Annotated in this window: 17 protein-coding genes; 8 read left to right on the forward strand and 9 right to left on the reverse strand. The window is 72.4% G+C overall.

The window, feature by feature from the left end; genetic code table 11:
• Positions 1 to 8 precede the first annotated feature (8 nt).
• The 3 genes from ACOJTC_RS04965 to ACOJTC_RS04975 all read left to right on the forward strand — a co-directional run bounded on the left by ACOJTC_RS04965 (position 9) and on the right by ACOJTC_RS04975 (position 1,594).
• Positions 9 to 569 (forward strand): GNAT family N-acetyltransferase, encoded by a 561-nt coding sequence (locus ACOJTC_RS04965; protein ID WP_420115930.1) that lies wholly within the window; start codon positions 9 to 11, stop codon positions 567 to 569.
• A gap of 80 nt (positions 570 to 649) precedes the next feature.
• Complete coding sequence (locus ACOJTC_RS04970; protein ID WP_420115931.1) at positions 650 to 1,330, forward strand: aldo/keto reductase; 681 nt, start codon at positions 650 to 652, stop codon at positions 1,328 to 1,330.
• 6 nt (positions 1,331 to 1,336) lie between these two features.
• Positions 1,337 to 1,594 (forward strand): aldo/keto reductase, encoded by a 258-nt coding sequence (locus tag ACOJTC_RS04975; protein ID WP_420115932.1) that lies wholly within the window; start codon positions 1,337 to 1,339, stop codon positions 1,592 to 1,594.
• A gap of 88 nt (positions 1,595 to 1,682) precedes the next feature.
• Here ACOJTC_RS04975 and ACOJTC_RS04980 read toward each other — a convergent pair whose 3' ends face one another.
• Together ACOJTC_RS04980 and ACOJTC_RS04985 are read right to left on the reverse strand one after the other, a co-directional pair.
• The gene (locus ACOJTC_RS04980) at positions 1,683 to 2,048 is read right to left on the reverse strand and encodes a darcynin family protein (RefSeq protein ID WP_420115933.1); all 366 of its coding nucleotides are present in this window, start codon (positions 2,046 to 2,048) and stop codon (positions 1,683 to 1,685) included.
• Complete coding sequence (locus ACOJTC_RS04985; RefSeq protein ID WP_420115934.1) at positions 2,038 to 2,955, reverse strand: NAD(P)H-binding protein; 918 nt, start codon at positions 2,953 to 2,955, stop codon at positions 2,038 to 2,040. Before ACOJTC_RS04985 ends, ACOJTC_RS04980 begins: the two co-directional genes overlap by 11 nt.
• Before the next feature lie 109 nt (positions 2,956 to 3,064).
• Here ACOJTC_RS04985 and ACOJTC_RS04990 point away from each other — a divergent pair, with 109 nt between their 5' ends.
• Positions 3,065 to 4,003 carry a LysR family transcriptional regulator gene (locus ACOJTC_RS04990; RefSeq protein ID WP_420115935.1) on the forward strand — a complete coding sequence of 313 codons (939 nt, stop codon included), beginning with the start codon at positions 3,065 to 3,067 and terminating at the stop codon, positions 4,001 to 4,003.
• A gap of 58 nt (positions 4,004 to 4,061) precedes the next feature.
• Here ACOJTC_RS04990 and ACOJTC_RS04995 read toward each other — a convergent pair whose 3' ends face one another.
• Together ACOJTC_RS04995 and ACOJTC_RS05000 are read right to left on the reverse strand one after the other, a co-directional pair.
• Positions 4,062 to 5,330 (reverse strand): prolyl oligopeptidase family serine peptidase, encoded by a 1,269-nt coding sequence (locus ACOJTC_RS04995; protein WP_420115936.1) that lies wholly within the window; start codon positions 5,328 to 5,330, stop codon positions 4,062 to 4,064.
• A 466-nt stretch (positions 5,331 to 5,796) separates the two neighbouring features.
• A complete protein-coding gene (locus ACOJTC_RS05000) occupies positions 5,797 to 6,414 on the reverse strand; it encodes a TetR/AcrR family transcriptional regulator (RefSeq protein WP_420115937.1) in 618 nt (205 codons plus the stop codon).
• A 108-nt stretch (positions 6,415 to 6,522) separates the two neighbouring features.
• On the opposite strand from ACOJTC_RS05000, the gene ACOJTC_RS05005 reads away from it, so the two are divergent.
• On the forward strand, positions 6,523 to 7,167 hold the full coding sequence (locus tag ACOJTC_RS05005; RefSeq protein WP_420115938.1) for an O-methyltransferase: 645 nt from the start codon (positions 6,523 to 6,525) through the stop codon (positions 7,165 to 7,167).
• Between the two features lie 23 nt (positions 7,168 to 7,190).
• Here ACOJTC_RS05005 and ACOJTC_RS05010 read toward each other — a convergent pair whose 3' ends face one another.
• Positions 7,191 to 7,787: a TetR family transcriptional regulator gene (locus ACOJTC_RS05010; protein ID WP_363658200.1), complete on the reverse strand. Its 597-nt coding sequence runs from the start codon at positions 7,785 to 7,787 to the stop codon at positions 7,191 to 7,193.
• Positions 7,788 to 7,883: 96 nt separating this feature from the next.
• On the opposite strand from ACOJTC_RS05010, the gene ACOJTC_RS05015 reads away from it, so the two are divergent.
• Positions 7,884 to 8,933, forward strand: coding sequence for an NAD(P)-dependent alcohol dehydrogenase (locus tag ACOJTC_RS05015; protein ID WP_420115939.1), 1,050 nt, complete (start codon positions 7,884 to 7,886; stop codon positions 8,931 to 8,933).
• A 160-nt stretch (positions 8,934 to 9,093) separates the two neighbouring features.
• Here ACOJTC_RS05015 and ACOJTC_RS05020 read toward each other — a convergent pair whose 3' ends face one another.
• The 3 genes from ACOJTC_RS05020 to ACOJTC_RS05030 form a co-directional block, all read right to left on the reverse strand.
• Positions 9,094 to 10,008 carry an alpha/beta fold hydrolase gene (locus tag ACOJTC_RS05020; protein ID WP_420115940.1) on the reverse strand — a complete coding sequence of 305 codons (915 nt, stop codon included), beginning with the start codon at positions 10,006 to 10,008 and terminating at the stop codon, positions 9,094 to 9,096.
• The gene (locus ACOJTC_RS05025) at positions 10,005 to 10,694 is read right to left on the reverse strand and encodes a TetR/AcrR family transcriptional regulator (RefSeq protein ID WP_420115941.1); all 690 of its coding nucleotides are present in this window, start codon (positions 10,692 to 10,694) and stop codon (positions 10,005 to 10,007) included. Before ACOJTC_RS05025 ends, ACOJTC_RS05020 begins: the two co-directional genes overlap by 4 nt.
• Before the next feature lie 118 nt (positions 10,695 to 10,812).
• On the reverse strand, positions 10,813 to 11,538 hold the full coding sequence (locus ACOJTC_RS05030) for an aldo/keto reductase (protein WP_420115942.1): 726 nt from the start codon (positions 11,536 to 11,538) through the stop codon (positions 10,813 to 10,815).
• A gap of 106 nt (positions 11,539 to 11,644) precedes the next feature.
• Here ACOJTC_RS05030 and ACOJTC_RS05035 point away from each other — a divergent pair, with 106 nt between their 5' ends.
• Together ACOJTC_RS05035 and ACOJTC_RS05040 are read left to right on the forward strand one after the other, a co-directional pair.
• Positions 11,645 to 12,562 carry an AraC family transcriptional regulator N-terminal domain-containing protein gene (locus ACOJTC_RS05035; RefSeq protein WP_420115943.1) on the forward strand — a complete coding sequence of 306 codons (918 nt, stop codon included), beginning with the start codon at positions 11,645 to 11,647 and terminating at the stop codon, positions 12,560 to 12,562.
• A 141-nt stretch (positions 12,563 to 12,703) separates the two neighbouring features.
• Positions 12,704 to 15,460, forward strand: coding sequence for a helix-turn-helix transcriptional regulator (locus ACOJTC_RS05040; RefSeq protein WP_420115944.1), 2,757 nt, complete (start codon positions 12,704 to 12,706; stop codon positions 15,458 to 15,460).
• On the opposite strand, the gene ACOJTC_RS05045 is transcribed toward ACOJTC_RS05040, so the two are convergent.
• Positions 15,396 to 15,998 carry a ferritin-like domain-containing protein gene (locus ACOJTC_RS05045; RefSeq protein WP_420115945.1) on the reverse strand — a complete coding sequence of 201 codons (603 nt, stop codon included), beginning with the start codon at positions 15,996 to 15,998 and terminating at the stop codon, positions 15,396 to 15,398. The two genes, ACOJTC_RS05040 and ACOJTC_RS05045, sit on opposite strands and share 65 nt — an antisense overlap.
• Positions 15,999 to 16,302: the final 304 nt, after the last annotated feature.

Below are 16,302 nucleotides of genomic sequence, written 5' to 3' on the forward strand. Positions count from 1 at the left end.
GAGGAACCATGCCGCACCACCGACAGCGCATCGGCCCGTACGAGGTCCAGACTGCCGGCCCCCGGCACGTCGACGGGGCGCGCAGCGTCATGCTGGACACCTTCTACCGCGACTTCGGCTTCGGCTACCGGCCCGAATGGCACGCCGACGTCATCGACCTCGACGGCACCTACCTCACACCCGACCGGCACGCCCTGTTCGTCGCGACCAAGGGCGACGAGGTCGTGGGCACCACCGCGGTACGCGCCGCCGCGCCCAAGAGCCCACCCCACCCACGTTTCCTCGCCGAGCGCTACCCCGACGACACCACCGCGCAGCTGTTCCGGGTCTACGTGCGGCCCGGACACCGACGGTGCGGTCTCGCCCGGGCACTGGTCGGCCTCGCCGTCGACTTCGTCACCCGGCAACCCCGCTACCGTGCGCTCTACCTACACACCGACACCCGCGTCGCCGGTGCCGAACCGTTCTGGCGGAGCCTGGCGACGCCGGTCCACGACGCGCGTGACGGCCACGACGCCACCTGCCAGACCGTCCACTTCGAGATCCCGCTGCCCGGCCGCCACCGGTAGCCGCCCGTCGTACCCGGGCGTACCGGATCCGCCGCGGACGGCTTGACCTGGAGCGCGCTCCAGGTGGCAGGGTCGACGCCATGGCAGGGGACAGGGGAGCGGCCCGGCTGGTGCTGGGGACGATGAACTACGGCACGACCGTGGACCGGGACCGCGCGTTCGCGCTGCTGGACAGGTTCGTGGAGCTGGGCGGGGAGTGGCTCGACACGGCCAACTGTTACGCGTTCTGGTCCGACCCGACCGGTCTCGGCGGGGCGAGCGAGCGGGTGATCGGGGCGTGGCTGCGGGCCCGGCCGGACGGGCGGGCCCGGGTGCGGATCGCGACGAAGGTCCGGTACGACCCGCTGGTGGCGCACCGCTGGCCCGAGTCCGCCGAGGGACTGTCGGCCGGGGCGGTCGAGGCAGGCGTCGCCGGCAGCCTGTCCCGGCTGGGCGTCGACACGGTCGACCTGCTGTGGGCACACGGCGAGGACCGCACCGTGCCGCTCGCCGAGACCGTCGCCGCCTTCGGCGCGCTCGTCAGCAGGGGGACCGTGCGCCGGGTGGGGGCGGCCAACCACGCCTCGTGGCGCGTCGAGCAGGCCCGTGCCCTGGCCCGCAACCAGGGGGTGGCCCAGTGGTCGGCGCTGCAACTGCGGCACTCGCTGGCGCAACCCCGACCCGGTGCCGCGTTGCCGACCAGGGTCACAAACTTCTCGCCGCCGACGACCTCGACTACGCGCACACCGAGGGCCTGGACGTGTGGGCCTACACCCCGTTGATCAACGGTGGTTACGTGCGCCCCGACAAGCCCCTCCCCGAGGCGTACGACCACCCGGGGGACGAGCCGGGTCCTCGGTGTGCTCGACGAGATCACCGTCGAGACGGGAGCGACGCGCAACCAGGTGGTGCTCGCCTGGCTGCTGCGGCAGGGCATCCGGCCCATCGTCGGCGTGAGCAGCCTCGCGCAGCTCGACGAGGCCGTCGACGCGGTGGACGTGCCGCTGGGCGACGGCCAGCTGGCCCGGCTGGCGGCCGCCCGCTGAACAGCAACGGGGGGTATCGGGTGGATCGTCGTCCGCCGAGCCGGTGCCGCCGTCGGGCGACGGCGGCACCGGCCGTTCCGGCGGCGCCTCAGGTGGTGACGGTGGCCAGCGGCGTCAGGCCGTAGGTGCGGGCGTAGCCGTTCTCGGTGCCCACGAGCAGGTCGACGACCTCGAAGTAGCGGTCCCAGAAGGGGGTCTCGCGCAAGGCGTCGATCAACAGGCGGTAGGCGTCGTGGTCGTCCGCCTCCCAGACCCAGATGTCGGTGACCCGCGCCGAGTAGAACTCCGTGTCGTAGAAGCGGGAGCGGACACCGCGGGTGCGGGCCTCGATGACGGGGAGAACGTGGGTGGTGAAGGCTTGGACGCGTTCGTCCACGGTCATTGCCAGCCACTCGGGGGTGGTTTTGACCAGCATGAAAGCGGTGACCGGCGGCTCGGTTCGGTCAGCGGACATCGACGGCCCCCTGCGTGGTGAGGACGGCGGGCCGGAGCGTGCGGGCGCACCACTGCGCGAACGCGGTGGTCGGCCCGGCCTGCGGTGAGCGGTCGACGCCCGAGTCCAGGCCCTCGTCCTTGGCGCGTTTCATGTCGACCATGGCCTCGACGAATGCCTCGTTGAGGCCGTAGCCGAGCATGGTGGAGCGCAGTTCGTCGAGCGACTGACGCCGGTAGCGGACCGGACGGCCCAGTTCCTCGCTCATGATGCGGGCCAGGTCGTCGGGCGAGAGGTCGTGCGGGCCGAGCACCGGGACGGTGCCCACGCCGGTCCAGGAGCGGTCCAGCAGCAGGGCGGCCGCGGCGGCGGCGATGTCGGCGACGGCGACCATGGGGGCCGGACGGTTCGCGGTGACGGTGTCGGTGAAGACGCCGTCGGCGCGGATCGCGTCGACCTCCTCCAGCAGGTTCTCGTAGAAAGACGGGCAGGCCAGGGCACGGTAGGCGACGCCGGAGCCGGCGATCAGGTCGTCCATGGCCAGGGAGGCGGTGACCAGCCCGGCCCGGGCGGCCTGCGGGGTGCCACGGCCGAGCGCCGAGACGCCGACAACGTGGCCGACGCCGTGGGCGGCGAAAGCACGCGCGGCCGGGCGGGTGAAGCCGCTGTAGGCCTCGTCGGGCGTGACGGAGGCGTCCGGGGGCACCAGCCAGAACACGGCGTCCGCCCCGGCGAAGGCACGTTCGACGGTCGCGGCGTCGCCGTGCGAGCCGACGACCACCTCGACCCGTTCACGGACGTCTTCGGGTAGCCGGACCGGATCCCGGACGACGACACGCAACTCCTCGCGGCCTGTGGGAGCGGCCTCGATCAGCAGCGACAGCAGGTGCCGCCCGATGTTCCCGGTGGGGCCGGTAATCACGATCATGAAACCTCGATTGTCGGATCGGCAGGACCCACTCATCGTGCGGACGGGCACCGCATTGCCACAATGGGAACTTCAGCATCCGATCATTGCCTGAAGTGGAATAACTACGGTGAGCAGCCCACCCCCGAGCCTCGATGCCAACCTCGCCGTCGCTCTCGACGCCCTACTGACCGAGCAGAGCGTCACCCGCGCCGCCGCGCGGCTGCAGACCTCCCCCGCGGCGATGAGCCGTACCCTGGCCCGGTTGCGCCGGGTTCTCCGAGATCCACTACTGGTCCGGGCCGGACAGCGGATGGTGCCCACGCCGCGCGCCGAGGCGCTGCGGGACGAGGCCGGTGCGGTGGTACGCCGGCTGGAGGCGTTGCTCGCCCCGAGCGGCGGAATCGATCCCGCGGCACTGCGGCGCACCTTCACCGTCCAGGCCGCGGACCTGGTCGGTGCCGCAGTCGCGCCCGGGCTGCTCCGGTTCGCCCGACAGCGGGCGCCGGGCGTCTCGCTGCGGGTACTGGCCGAGGAGTGGGAGGCGGGCCCCGCGCTGCGTGACGGACGGATCGACCTGGAAATCGGGGCCATCGACCACGTCGACCCGGAGACCCACGTCGAAGAACTCGTCACCCTGCGGATGGCGGCCGGTGTCAGGGCCGGGCACCCACTCACCGAGGGAACCCTGACGGCCGCCCGGCTCGCGGCGGCCGAGCACGTGGCGGTCAGCCGTCGCGGACGCTTCAGCGGACCGCTGGACACGGCCCTGGCCGCGCAGGGGCTCAGCCGGCGGGTCGGCGCCGTCCTGCCCGGACACCTGGCCGCGATGATGCTGGCCGCAGCCGAGGACGTGGTCTGCCTGGTGCCGACCGCACTGCCGGGTGAACCTTCGTCACGGCTCAGCGACGCGGCGCACACGCTGGGGCTGCGCCTGTTGGACATTCCACTGCCACTGCCACCGCTGACGATCGGCATGGCCTGGCACCCGCGGCACAGCGTCGACGGTGCCCACCAGTGGCTGCGTGCCGCCGTGCGTCACGTGTTCCGTCCCGACCGGGAGGAATAGGACCTGGGTATCAGGCCGCGTACGTGCCCGCGCTGTCGGCGGGTGCGGATGCGGCCGATCACCGGCGGCGGCGGGACATCCACTGCCAGAGGTGGGTGCCGTCGACGCTCGGGTCGTTGCGGGCCACGTAGATCCAGGAGAAGTGGCCGGGGAACCGGTAGCCGTTCCAGACGACGTGGTCGTACAGGGTGATCAGTGAGCCCGGGATGAGGTCGTGGGCGTGGACCGTGTTGGTCTCCGGTGGCACGGTGTCGTCGTCACGCGAGGTGACCAGCCAGGTCGGGGTGTCGATCGCCGCCAGCTCCGCGTCGGTGACCAGCGGCGGACCCTCGCCACCGAGCGGCTCGACGACGCCGCAGATCGGCACCGACGCGGCGAACAGGTCGGGGTAGGCGACTGTCATCTTCAGGGACATGTAGCCGCCGTTGCTGCAGCCGACCACGTGGATCCGGTCGGGGTCGACGTGCTCACGACGGACGAGGTCGTCGACGATGTCGCGGATCAGCGGGGCGAACCGGGGACCGTCCTCCATCCAGTAGGAGGTGCTCTGCGGGGCCACGACGTACGCGCCGGCGAAGATCCGTTGGGCCTGCGGGGTGGCGAAGCCCAACGCGCCCCGGTTGGCGCGCAGCGTGGTCTCGTTGTCGTAGTAGCCGTCGGGCAGGGAGGCGCCCTCGCCGGCGCCGTGCAGCCAGAGGATCAGCGGTCGCCGGCCCCGACCCGGTGAACGCTCCGGGGAGTACAACCGGTACTTCATGCCCGACCCCGAGACGTGGTGGCTGAAGGCGTCCACCTCGGGGTTCGACAGCCGCCCCTGCACGAAGCCGGTGATGGTGACGGGTGGGCCGTGACGCCGCACGAGCGGGGTGTTCTGGGTGATGGTGTAGACGAGGTCCAGCCGGACGTTGCGCCCCTTGCTCAGGATGTAGCCGAGGGTGCCACCGCCGAGTTGACCCTCGCCGTGGCTCAGGTCGAGCACGATGTTCCCGTGCCGGTCGAGCCGGGCTGCGGTCACCGTACGGTCCAGGTCGTACTCGCTGAAGATCAGGTCGCCCGGAGCGATGGGGATCGGGCTGGTGGCCCTGGCATGCACGGTGAACGTGTCGGGGTGCAGCCCGGCGGGGTCGATCGGCCCGAGCCGGCGGGTGTCGAGAGTGACCGAGGTGACCTGTTCGCCGCCGTCCAGCGTCGTCGCGTCGAGGGTGAAGCTGACACTGGTCAGGTGGTGGCCCTTGGCGGCGTGGGCGGCGGGGCCGGGCAGCGCGAGGCCGATGGCGGCGCCGGCGCCACCGGCCAGGACGGTGCGGCGAGTGACCGACGCGGACATGCGACCCCCGACAACTACGTAGACATCTGTCGATAGATGGTCAACCTAGCGTCGGGGAGATCCGCTGGCAACCGGTGTGCGGCGCCTCCACCACTCACTCCGTCCGCAGCGGCACGTCCGCGAGCACCTGCCGGCCCGCACCGGGCACCCGGCCCGGCGTCGATCCTGTGGGTGCAGGTGGCCGTCAGCGGCATGGGCGGCCCGAGGCACGGGTTGTGCCCGCGCGCTCCGCGGATGCCGGTCAGCCCCGCCTCCGCTGCGACAGGTCAGGTCGGGCGACCGACCCCGGTGATCGAGGGCGGTGGGGTCGCATCCGTAGGGCACGCCTGGGGACGATGCGCGTGACGGCCGTGTGCGGGGGAGTTCCCGCCCTGGACGACGTCGTCGTGGCCCACCGGTGCCTGGGGCGGGGGACAGGCCAGGACACCCACCGGCAGGCCGGCGGGCGGCCGGCCCCGACCCGGATCTAGTTGGCCGCCCCGCCCGGCTGTCGCGGGCGGGGCGACGCGTCGGGCTGCTGCTGGGCCGCCAGGGTGACCAGCGCGTCCAGCAGCGCGGGTGTCACGGGTTCGCCCGTCACGAGCACCCGGAAGTGGATCGGCCCGACCACCTGGTCGACGAGCAGGTCGACGTCCGCGTCGGCGGGCAGTTCGCCCCGGCTGGCCGCCCGGTCGAACGGCACGCGGTCGCGGGCGCGCAGCCGTGGCAGAACCTCCGCACGTAGCCGGGTGGCCAGTTCGGGGTCGTGCTGGGCCTGACCGGCCAGGGCCCGGAACACCGCGCCCGAGTCGGACACCTCCAGGAAGCGGACCAGCTCATCGAGGTGGGCGCGCAGGTCGGTGCGGAAGGCGCCGGTGTCGGGCAGGGTGAGTTCCTGGGCGCTGTCGGCGGTGAACGCGTCGACCAGGATGTCGGTCTTGGAGCGCCACCACCGGTAGATCGTCTGCTTGGCGACGCCGGCCCGGGCGGCGATGCCCTCGATGGTGACCCTGGCGTAGCCGATCTCGGCGACGAGGTCGTCCGCCGCCTGGAGCACGGCCTCGCGGGCCGCCTCGCTGCGGCCGTGCCGGTTGCCGCGGTGCATCGGGCGCTCCTTTCCCGTGAGGTGTCTCTCCCGCGTGATCCACGTCTTCCGAGACGCTACAAGACCCACGTCTTCCCTAGACGCAACGTTGCGTCTAACCTACCTTCCATGACGACGACACTGCACGACCCGGCGGTCCGCGACCTGATCGACCGGCTGTTCACCGAGGCCGAGCGCGACGACGAGCGCTCGCCGGGTCGGCCCGCACCCACGGCCACCGCCCGGGAACGTGCCGATCTGCTCGAAGACGTCTACATGCCGATCTCGGCCCGGGGCGGTGACCTGCTCTACGCCCTGGTCCGCGCGGTCCGACCGCAGACGGTGGTCGAGTTCGGCACCTCGTACGGGATCTCGACGCTCCACCTCGCCGCAGCCGTGCGCGACAACGGGGTCGGGCACGTCGCGACGACCGAACTCAGCGCGACCAAGGTGAAGGCGGCCCGCGCCAACCTGGAGGAGGCCGGATTGAGCGACGTCGTGACCGTGCTCGAGGGCGACGCGCTGACCACCCTCGGCACGGTCGGCGGCCCGATCGGCCTGGCGTTGCTCGACGGCTGGAAGGAGATGTGCCTGCCCGTCCTGCGTCTGCTCGAGGCGCGGCTCGCCCCGGGTGCCCTGGTTGTCGGCGACGACTCCACGTTCGAGTCGATGAGCGACTACGTCGCCTACGTCCGCGACCCGGGCAACGGCTACGTCAGCGTCGACTTCCCGGTCGAGGACGGCATGGAACTCAGCTGCTGGACGGGCCGCTGACCAGGGAACCGGGGTGGTCGGGGTCAGTCCGGCGGCGCGGTGCCCGGTGAGATCGCGTCCCGGACGCACGCGGCCAGGAGCCTGCGCCGCCGCTCGTGGTCCTCGTCGGGTTCGTCGGCGGTCGCGGCGTAGCCGATGCTGGCCGCCGACCATGAGAACGCCATGCTCAGGACCAGGGTGAACAGGTCGAAGGGATCGCCCGGGCGCACCCGGCCGGCGGCCTGCGCCCGGGCGATCGCCGCCAGCTTCGGCTCGTGGTCGACGGCCCGGCCCAGGCTGCCGGTGGGCTGCCGCTCCAGGCGTAGCCAGGTCAGCAGCCGGACCAGTCGGGGGTCGCGCAGGTTCGCGTCGTACATCGCCACCGCCGATCCGGGCAGGTCCTCCGCGTCGAACGCGACCGCGCTCATGAGTTGGTCGGCGCGGTCGGCGATGACGGCGTCGAACAGGCCGTCCTTGTTGCCGAAGTAGCCGTACACCTGGGCCTTGTTCGTGCGTGCCGCGGCCGTGATGCGGTCGATGCGGGCTCCGGCGATGCCTCGTTCGGCGAACTCGGCGGCGGCGGCGTCCAGGATGCGGCGGCTGGTAGCTGCGCCTTTGGCGGTCACGGGACCAGAGGACATGTGACCAACTCTAACAAACAGACGAGTCGGTTGCTTTCAGTCCGGCCACCGGCTAGGTTCAGAAAATACCGAACAGTTTGTTTGAAAGGAGTCCCGGTGCGGACGACCATCGGATGGCAGAGCGTGGACGGCACCGTCGACCTGCGGCGGGCGACGTTCGAGCGGCGGGACCTGCGCAGCGACGACGTCGCGGTCCGCGTCGACTACTGCGGCGTCTGCCACAGCGACCTGCACCTGCTCAACGGCATGATGCCGCACTACAAGAACGCCGCCGGCATCGTGCCCGGTCACGAGTTCACCGGCACGGTCACCGCCGCCGGGGCGGCGGTGACCCGCCTCGCTCCCGGCGACCGGGTCGCCGTGGGCACCCTCGTCGACTCCTGCGGGACCTGTCCCATGTGCCGGGCCGGCCAGGAGAACTTCTGTCTCGAACGCCCGACCAGCACCTACGGCAGTCCCGACCGGCTCGACGGCACCATCACCAAGGGTGCGTACAGCCGTGAGTACGTGCTGCGGGAGAAGTTCGCCTACCGGCTGCCCGCCGGCCTCGACCCGGCGGGTGCGGCTCCGCTGATGTGCGCCGGCATCACCATGTGGGAGCCGCTGCGCGAGGCGGGAATCGGTGCCGGCAGCCGGGTGGCGGTCGCCGGACTCGGGGGCCTCGGCCACCTGGGGGTCAAGCTCGCCGCCGCGCTCGGTGCCGAGGTCACCGTGCTGAGCCGTACCCCCGGCAAGGCCGACGACGCCCGTGAGCTCGGCGCTGTCGATCTGCTCGTCACCACCGACGACGCCCAGTTCGCGCGGGCCGCCAGCCGCTTCGACCTCATCCTGGACACCATCTCCGGCCCGCACGACCTGTCGCCGTTGCTGCGGTTGCTGACCCTGGAGGGCACCCTCAGCGTGCTGGGCTTCCCCATGCAGACGCCGGTGAACCTCATGGAGCTGAGCTTCGGCCGCAAGAAACTCAGCTCCTCGGGCACCGGTGGCACCAGGCACACGACCGAACTGCTGTCCTTCGCCGCCGAGCACGGCATCACCGCCGACATCGAACTGCTGCCCTCCGCCCAGATCCGGCAGGCCTTCGACCGGCTCGAACGCGGCGACGTCCGCTACCGCTTCGTGCTGGACCTCGCCGACCTCGACTGAGACACCACCGACGCCGGTGGAGCCGCGCCCGCGCCGGCCGCCGAGGGGTTCCGCCCGTCGGCCGCCGCCCGGGGGCGGGACACCGCGGCACGCCTGACCGTCGCAGCGGTACAGGCGCAGGCGCCGTTCCTCGCGCGGCCAGACGTGCGGCGCGCCAATCTCATCCCACGGTCCGGTGCCCGCTGGCGGGAGCGCGCCCGGCCAGCGCGGTGATGAACGTGACGATCTCGTCGGGGTTCTCCTCGGCCATGAAGTGGCCGCTGGTGGTGGCCTGGTAGGTGAGGTCCGGGGCCCATGCGCGCCAGAGCGCGGAGGCGTCGAAGCCGAGCTGGGCGCCCCAGTCCTGGGAGATGACACCGACGGGCATCGTGAGGTGTGCGCCGCGTTCCCGGTCGGCGATGTCCATGTCGAGGTCGATGCCGGCCGTCGCGCGGTAGTCGGCCACGATCGAGTCGATGGCGGCGACGGAGCTGTCGACGTAGTGGTCGCGCTCGTCGCGGGTGAAGGTGGTGCCGGTGGGGTCCCAGGCGTCGAGGAAGGAGCCGAAGAACTCGGGACCGACGGCGGCGATCATCTTCTCGGGCAGGCCGGCCGGCTGGGCCATGAGGTAGAGGTGCCAGGCGACCTTGGCGTCGACGCCGTGCAGGACGGCCCACGTGTCCAGGGTCGGCAGGACGTCGAGGATGCCGAGGTAGCGCACCGCCTCGGGGTGGTCGAGGCCGGCGCGGACGGCGACCAGAGCACCGCGGTCGTGGCCGATGAGTCCGAAGTGGTCGAAGCCGAGCTGACGGGTGATGGCGATCACGTCGTTGCCCATCGTGCGCTTGGAGTAGGTGTCCGGGTCGTCGGCGACGGGCTTGCCGCTGGCTCCGTAACCGCGCAGGTCGGGAACGATGACGGTGTGGTCGGTCGCGAGTTTCCCGGCGACGTGACGCCACATGTAGTGGGTCTGCGGGAAGCCGTGGAGCAGCACGACGGCCGGCCCCCGGCCGCCGACGGCGACGTTGAGTTCCACGCCGCCGGCGCCGGCGAGCGTGCGGTAGGTGACGTTGTCGATCACGAATGGTGTGGTCACGATTCCCCCTGGATCGGGTCGGTGGTGCGGGTTTCGGGATGGCCGGAGAAGAGTCCGGCGGGCAACGTGGTGACGCTGTTGGCGGAGGCGGCGAGCGCCGGGATGACCACGGTGTCCACGAGTGCGGACAGGTAGGCGTCGTCGACCGCGAGCCCGTTCGCGTGCCGGAGCAGCAGCACCGACCCGACGACCTCCTCGAAGGCGAACGGGCTCACACCGGTGGGCAGTTCGCCGCGGGCAACGGCGGCGTCGATGACCGCCTGCGGCAGCCTGGCCCCCGTGGGGCCGGCGGAGTTCTCGATGGCGTCGCACAGTTCGGGGTCTTTCAGCCCGGCCTGGAGCAGCATCAACGCGGTGCCGGTGTCGCCGGCGGCCATCGTGCGATCCAGCCGCCGGGCCAGGGTCAGCAGGTCCTCGCGCAGGGTGGCCCCCTGCGGCAGCGGGGACGTCGAGTGCCGGGCGGGCCCCGCCTTCACCGCGGCGATCACCATGTCCCGCTTGGATCCCCATCGTCGGTACAGGCTGGCCTTCGACGTCTGGCAGCGTCGGGCCACCGCCTCGAAGGACACGTCCTCGTATCCGTCCTCGGCGAGGATCCCGAGAACGGCCGCGGTGATCCGCCGCTCCAGCTCGGCATCGCGCGGCCGGCCGCGGGTCCCTGATGGCTCCTCATTGCGATACGACACGTCCCGTATCGTATATCAGGATGTCGGAAGCATCCACCGGCGGCCCGCCCGGTGCTGGCCGGCGGGTGGACGGAGCGGGGCACACCGGCACATGTCGCTGAGCTGACCCCGACCGGATCTACGCCATCGCCCGGTGCGCCCCCGGCTCCTCGGTCAACCGTTCCCCTGCCCGCCCCCGCTCGGACTGCGGGCCCCGATCGTCACCGGCGTCCGGATTCCCCCGGCCCACCCGGTCACGGTTGCCCGTCAAGGCGTCGGTTGCCGACGCCGAGGTTCGCCCATGAACGCCGCGGGTAGCGGTCACCGCGCGCCGTGCCCTTCGGCACGGCCGCCTCGATCTCTTCGAGATCACCGGCCGACGGTTCCACCCCTTCCCATCGGCGACCCGGCGCAACCCCTCCACCGGAGCGAGGTTGGTTGTGCGACGCGTTCTCGGCGGAGAAGCGGGGGCGTGGTTGCGCGGATCGTCCGCCCGCCCCGGCACCCAGTTCCCCGAGAGCAGACCACGGCCCAGCACCCCGTGCGCGATCAGCCCGATGCCCGACTCCCGCAGCGCGGGCAGCACCTCGGCCTCGACCGCCCGCGACAGCAGCGAATACTCGATCTGAAGATCAACAACCGGGTGTGCGGCGTGCGCCCGCCGGACGGTCTGCGCGTCGACCTCGGACAGCCCCACGAACCGTACGTAACCGGCGTCGATCATGTCCTTGATCGCGCCGGTCGTGTCCTCGATCGGCACCGACCGGTCGAGCCGCGCCGGCCGGTGGATGTCCACGTGGTCGACGCCGAGCCGGGCCAGCGAGTAGCTCCGGCTTCTTCGGACATCACCCTGATATGCCGGCACAGCGGCATCTCGCCCCCGACCAGGATGGGGTCGCGACGGCACGGTCGACCTCGGGGCGGCCCCCGACGGCGACCTTTGCCCGGGACACGCCGGTCGCGGTGCTTGAATGGTGGGCATGCCGCTCGACGAGTTGCGCGTTCTGCTGGCCCGGCATGCTCGGCCCGATCTGGGCACCGGCATCGCTGACGTCCGCATCTTCCGCGCCGACCGGCCCAGCCCGCCGACGCCGACCACCTACGGCCGAGTGCTGGCCCTCGTCGTCCAGGGAACGAAGCGGTTCGCGCTCGGCGACCGGGTGTACGAGTACCAGGCCGGCGACTACCTCGTCGCCTCGATCGACCTGCCGGTGACCGCGCACTTCGCCCGGGCCAGCCCGCAGGAGCCGGCGTTGGGCTTCGGCCTGACCCTGCACCCGGCCGCTGTCGCCGAGGTGCTGCTCCAGGCGGACCCGGCGGACCTGCCGGCACCCGCCCCCCATCCACCAGCCGGCCTGGCCGTCAGCAGAGCCCCTGACGAGCTGCTCGACGCCGCCGTCCGACTGCTGCGCCTGCTCGACCAGCCTCGCGACATTCCCATGCTCGCGCCCCTGATCAAGCGGGAGATCATCTGGCGGCTGCTCACCGGCGAGCAGGGCGGCGTCCTGCGCCAGTTCGGCCTGCCCGACAGCAGCCTCAGCCACGTCGCCCGGGCCGTCCAGTGGATCCGCGACAACTATGCGCAGCCCTTCCGGGTCGAGGACGTGGCGCAGCGGGCAGGGATGAGCGTCTCGGCGTTCCACCGCAACTTCCAGGCCGTCACCTCGATGAGCCCGATCCAGTACCAGAAGCAGATCCGCCTGCAACGCGCCAGGCTGCTGCTCGCCGCCAACCCCGGCGACGTCGCCGGGGTCAGCCGCAGCGTCGGCTACGAGAGCGCCGCACAGTTCAGCCGCGAGTACCGCCGGCAGTTCGGGGGCCCGCCCCGCCAGGACGCGGCCGGCCTGCACGCCAGGACCGCCACACGGTCCGCACCGTGCGACAGTTGACGAGAACTCGCGTTGTCTTGCCCGTTCCTGCCTGCCTGCCCGACGGACAAGCCGGTGCCGGCACGCCCCCGGTAGCCTGCCCGGACACAGGGGCGAGGTCGGCCGGGGGTCGACGGACAACGACAGGCGCGTGAGGTACGGGTGGCCGGAAGCGAACTGTACGGACGCCACGACGACCTGGTGCAGCTCGCCGAGTTCCTCGACGGGGTGCGCCAGGGCGGCGGCGCGCGTCTGATCTGCGGCGAGCCGGGGGTCGGCAAGTCCTCCCTGATGACTGCCGCGACGGAACTCGCCCTCGCCGGCGGGATGCGCGTGCTGCGGGCGTCCGGGTCGGAGTTCGAGGCCGACGTCAGCTACTCCGGCCTGCACCAGCTGCTGCTACCCGCGTACGCGGCCCTCGACCGCCTCCCGCCCGGTCCGCGCGAGGCACTGTCGGTGGCGCTCGGATTCGGCGTCGGCACGCCCCCGGACGTCCTACTGGTCTGCAACGCAGCGCTGCTGCTCGTCACCGAGCTCACCGCCGACGGGCCGGTCGTGCTGGTGGTCGACGACGTGCACTGGCTGGACCGGGCCAGCGCCGTCGTCCTCGGCTTCGTCGCCAGGCGGCTGGCGGGCCGCCGGGCCGGGCTGCTGGCGTCGACCAGGACGGGATCGGTGAGCTTCCTCGACCTGCGGGGGCTGTCCGAGCACGTCGTCGGGCCGCTCGACGACGAGTCGGCGGGGCGGCTGGTCGACGTCCGCCACCCGCAGCTGCCGGCACGGGTACGCCGCCGCCTGCTCGACCTCGCCCAGGGCAACCCCCTCGCGCTGATGGAGTTGCCCGCCGCGTTGCTGGGTTCCGTGCGGCGCACGCAGACGCACCCCGAGGTGGTTCCCCTCAGCGACCGCCTTCAGGCGATCTTCGCGGCCCGGTTGACCGGGCTGCCCGAGGCGACCCGGCAGGTGCTGTTGCTCGCCACGTTCGAGGGAACCGGCGACGTCCGGGTGCTCCGCGCCGCGCTGCCCGACCAGTCCAGCCTGGCCGACCTGGCCCCCGCCGAGCGGGCGCAACTGGTGCGGGTGGACGACCCCACGGCCCGGATCGCGTTCCGGCATCCGCTGATCCGGTCGGCGATCGTGGCCATGTCCACCCATGAGGAGCGCCGCACCGCGCACGTCGCCCTCGCCGGAGCCCTGGTCGACGACGAGGAGCGCCGGGCCTGGCACCTCGCGGCGGCCGCCGTCGGCCCGGACGAGGCGGTGGCGGAGATCCTCGAGGACGCGGCGCACCGGGTGATGCGCCGTGGGGACGGGTTCGCGGCGGTGGCGGCCCTGGTCCGCGCCGCCGAGCTGAGCGCCACGAGCGCCGGTCGGGGACGGCGGCTCGCCGAGGCCGCGTACATCGGCGCGGAGGCCAGCGGCACCATCGACGACGCGAAGATCCTGCTGACCGACGCCCGTCGGGCGGCTCCCGACTCCGTCGGTTCCCTGCACGCGGCCAACGCGACCGCTTTCCTCATGATCAACGGGGATGGTGACGTGAGCACCGCCCACCGGCTGCTGGCGGGTGCCATCGAGACCGGGGACCACGGCTACCGGGCCGACGACCCGGCGCTCGTCGAGGCCATGCACACCCTGCTGCTGCTGTGCTGGTACGGCAGCACCCCGCAACACTGGGCGCCGTTCTTCACGGCGCTGCGGCGGATCCGGCCCCGGCCGCCGGACGTGCTCGCGTTGGCGAGCGACAGTTTCGCCGACCCGGTGCGCACCGGGCAGGCGGCGCTGCACCGGGTCGACGCTGTGCTCCGGACGCTGACCGACGACGCCGACCCCACCCGCGTCATGCGGATCGGCACAGCCTCGGTGTATCTCGACCGTCTCGGCGACTCGCGGGAGGCATCCTGGCAGCTGGTCCAGCACGGGCGCAACGGCGGAGCGCCCCGCCGGCACCTCGGGGCCCTGATGCACCTGTGCCTCGACAACTTCCTGACGGGCCGGTGGGACGAGGCCGAGGAACTCGCCGTGGAGGGCCAGCGGACCTGCGACACCAGCGGCTTCTCGTTCTTCGCGTGGTACTTCCGGTACAACCGGGCGATCCTGGCCGCCGGCCGGGGACGGTTCGCCGAGGCGTACGCGCTCGCCGACGAGATCACCCACTGGGCGCTGCCCCGGGGCGTCGCCGCCGCGGCGGTGTTCGCGCAGCATCCCCGGGTGCTCGCCGCCATCGGGCAGGGTGACTACGACGCCGCCTTCGGGCACGCCGCCGCGATGAGCCCGCCCGGCGTGCTCGCCTCCCACGTGCCGCACTGCACCTGGGTCATGTTCGACCTGGTGGAGGTGGCCGTCCGCACCGGGCGTACGGCCGAGGCCCAGGCCCACGTCCGGGCGATGCGCGACGCGGACGTGGCCGGCCTGTCGCCCCGGATGGCCCTGCTCCAGGCCGGCGCCGAGGCCGTCGTCCGCGCCGACGACGAGTCGGTGACCCGCCTGGAGACCCTGCTGGCCGACCCGGCGACGGGGCGGTGGCTGTTCGACGGGTCCCGGGTGCGGTTGGCCCTCGGGGAGAGGCTGCGGCGGACCCGGTCGCCGGTGGATGCCCGCCGGCACCTGCTCGCCGCACGCGACGGCTTCGCCGCCATGGCGGCCGAACCCTGGCTCGCCCGGGTGGAGGGGGAACTGCGCGCCTGCGGCTATCGACCGCCCCCACGGCAACTGGGTGACCTGACGGCGCAGGAACTCCAGATCGCCGAACTGGCGGCGAGCGGCATGACCAACAAGCAGATCGCCGAGCGCCTGTACCTGTCGCACCGGACCGTCGGTGCCCACCTGTACCGGATCTTTCCCAAGCTGGGCGTCACGTCACGGGCCGCGCTCCGGGACGCCCTGTCGCCGTCTGCTGCTGAGCAGACTGTGCGCTGAGCTCGTCGGCCTGCGTCTCCTTCGCTTCGAGCAGCCGCTCCAGGAGCCGCCGGGTGGTGGGGTCGTCGTCGCCGATCCAGCGCACCGCCTCCTGCAACGTCTGGACGAGGATCCGTGCCCCTACGAGGTTCTGCGTCACGATGCCGACGACGTCACCGTCGGGGAATGCGCGGAAGGCGACCCTGGACCGGGCACTCAGGTGCTGTGGGTCGTAGTCGCCGACGCAGCCGAGTTGCCGGATCCGATTCGCGACCAGCCGGGCGTCGCCCCGGTCACGGTCGGCCCCGGCGAACAGGAGGTCCGCGAGCGGCCGCAACGCCGGGGCGCGGACGACCAGCGCGTGCTGCTCGTACTGCAACGAGGACACGACCAGGCTCGCCAGCAGCACGTTGAGCAGCTGCGTGGCCGCCGTCAGATCGACCCGGTTCGACGGCGTGACCGGCCCGTCATCGAGGTCGAACAGGGCCCGGTCGCGGACCTCGCGCATCCGCAGCACGGTGGGCGGCGATGCGGGATGTTCCCGTCCTGATGGCGTCACACCGTCGATGGTGCGGCGTGGCTGTCGGCCCGCGCATCTGTCGAACGACCTAACCCCGGGGCCGACATGCCGGCGATGGGCGGATCCCGCAGCCCTCGCACCAGAGCACCGGGGCGCGGTGAGCCGGCGACTCCGCTCACGTCGCCGGTCACACCCGGCCACGGGCCTGCCCGATTGCAGCACCACCGGCTAGGTCATCGGCAGTCTGCGGCCCGGATCCCGGAAGTCGGATGACTGATGAGGGCCGACCGGGTGGCCCCGAGGCTGGATCCAGCCAGGCAACACCGTCGCCGCCGACATCCGG

The sequence above is a fragment of the Micromonospora sp. genome (genome assembly GCF_048594385.1).
Taxonomy (GTDB): Bacteria; Actinomycetota; Actinomycetes; order Mycobacteriales; family Micromonosporaceae; genus Micromonospora; species Micromonospora wenchangensis.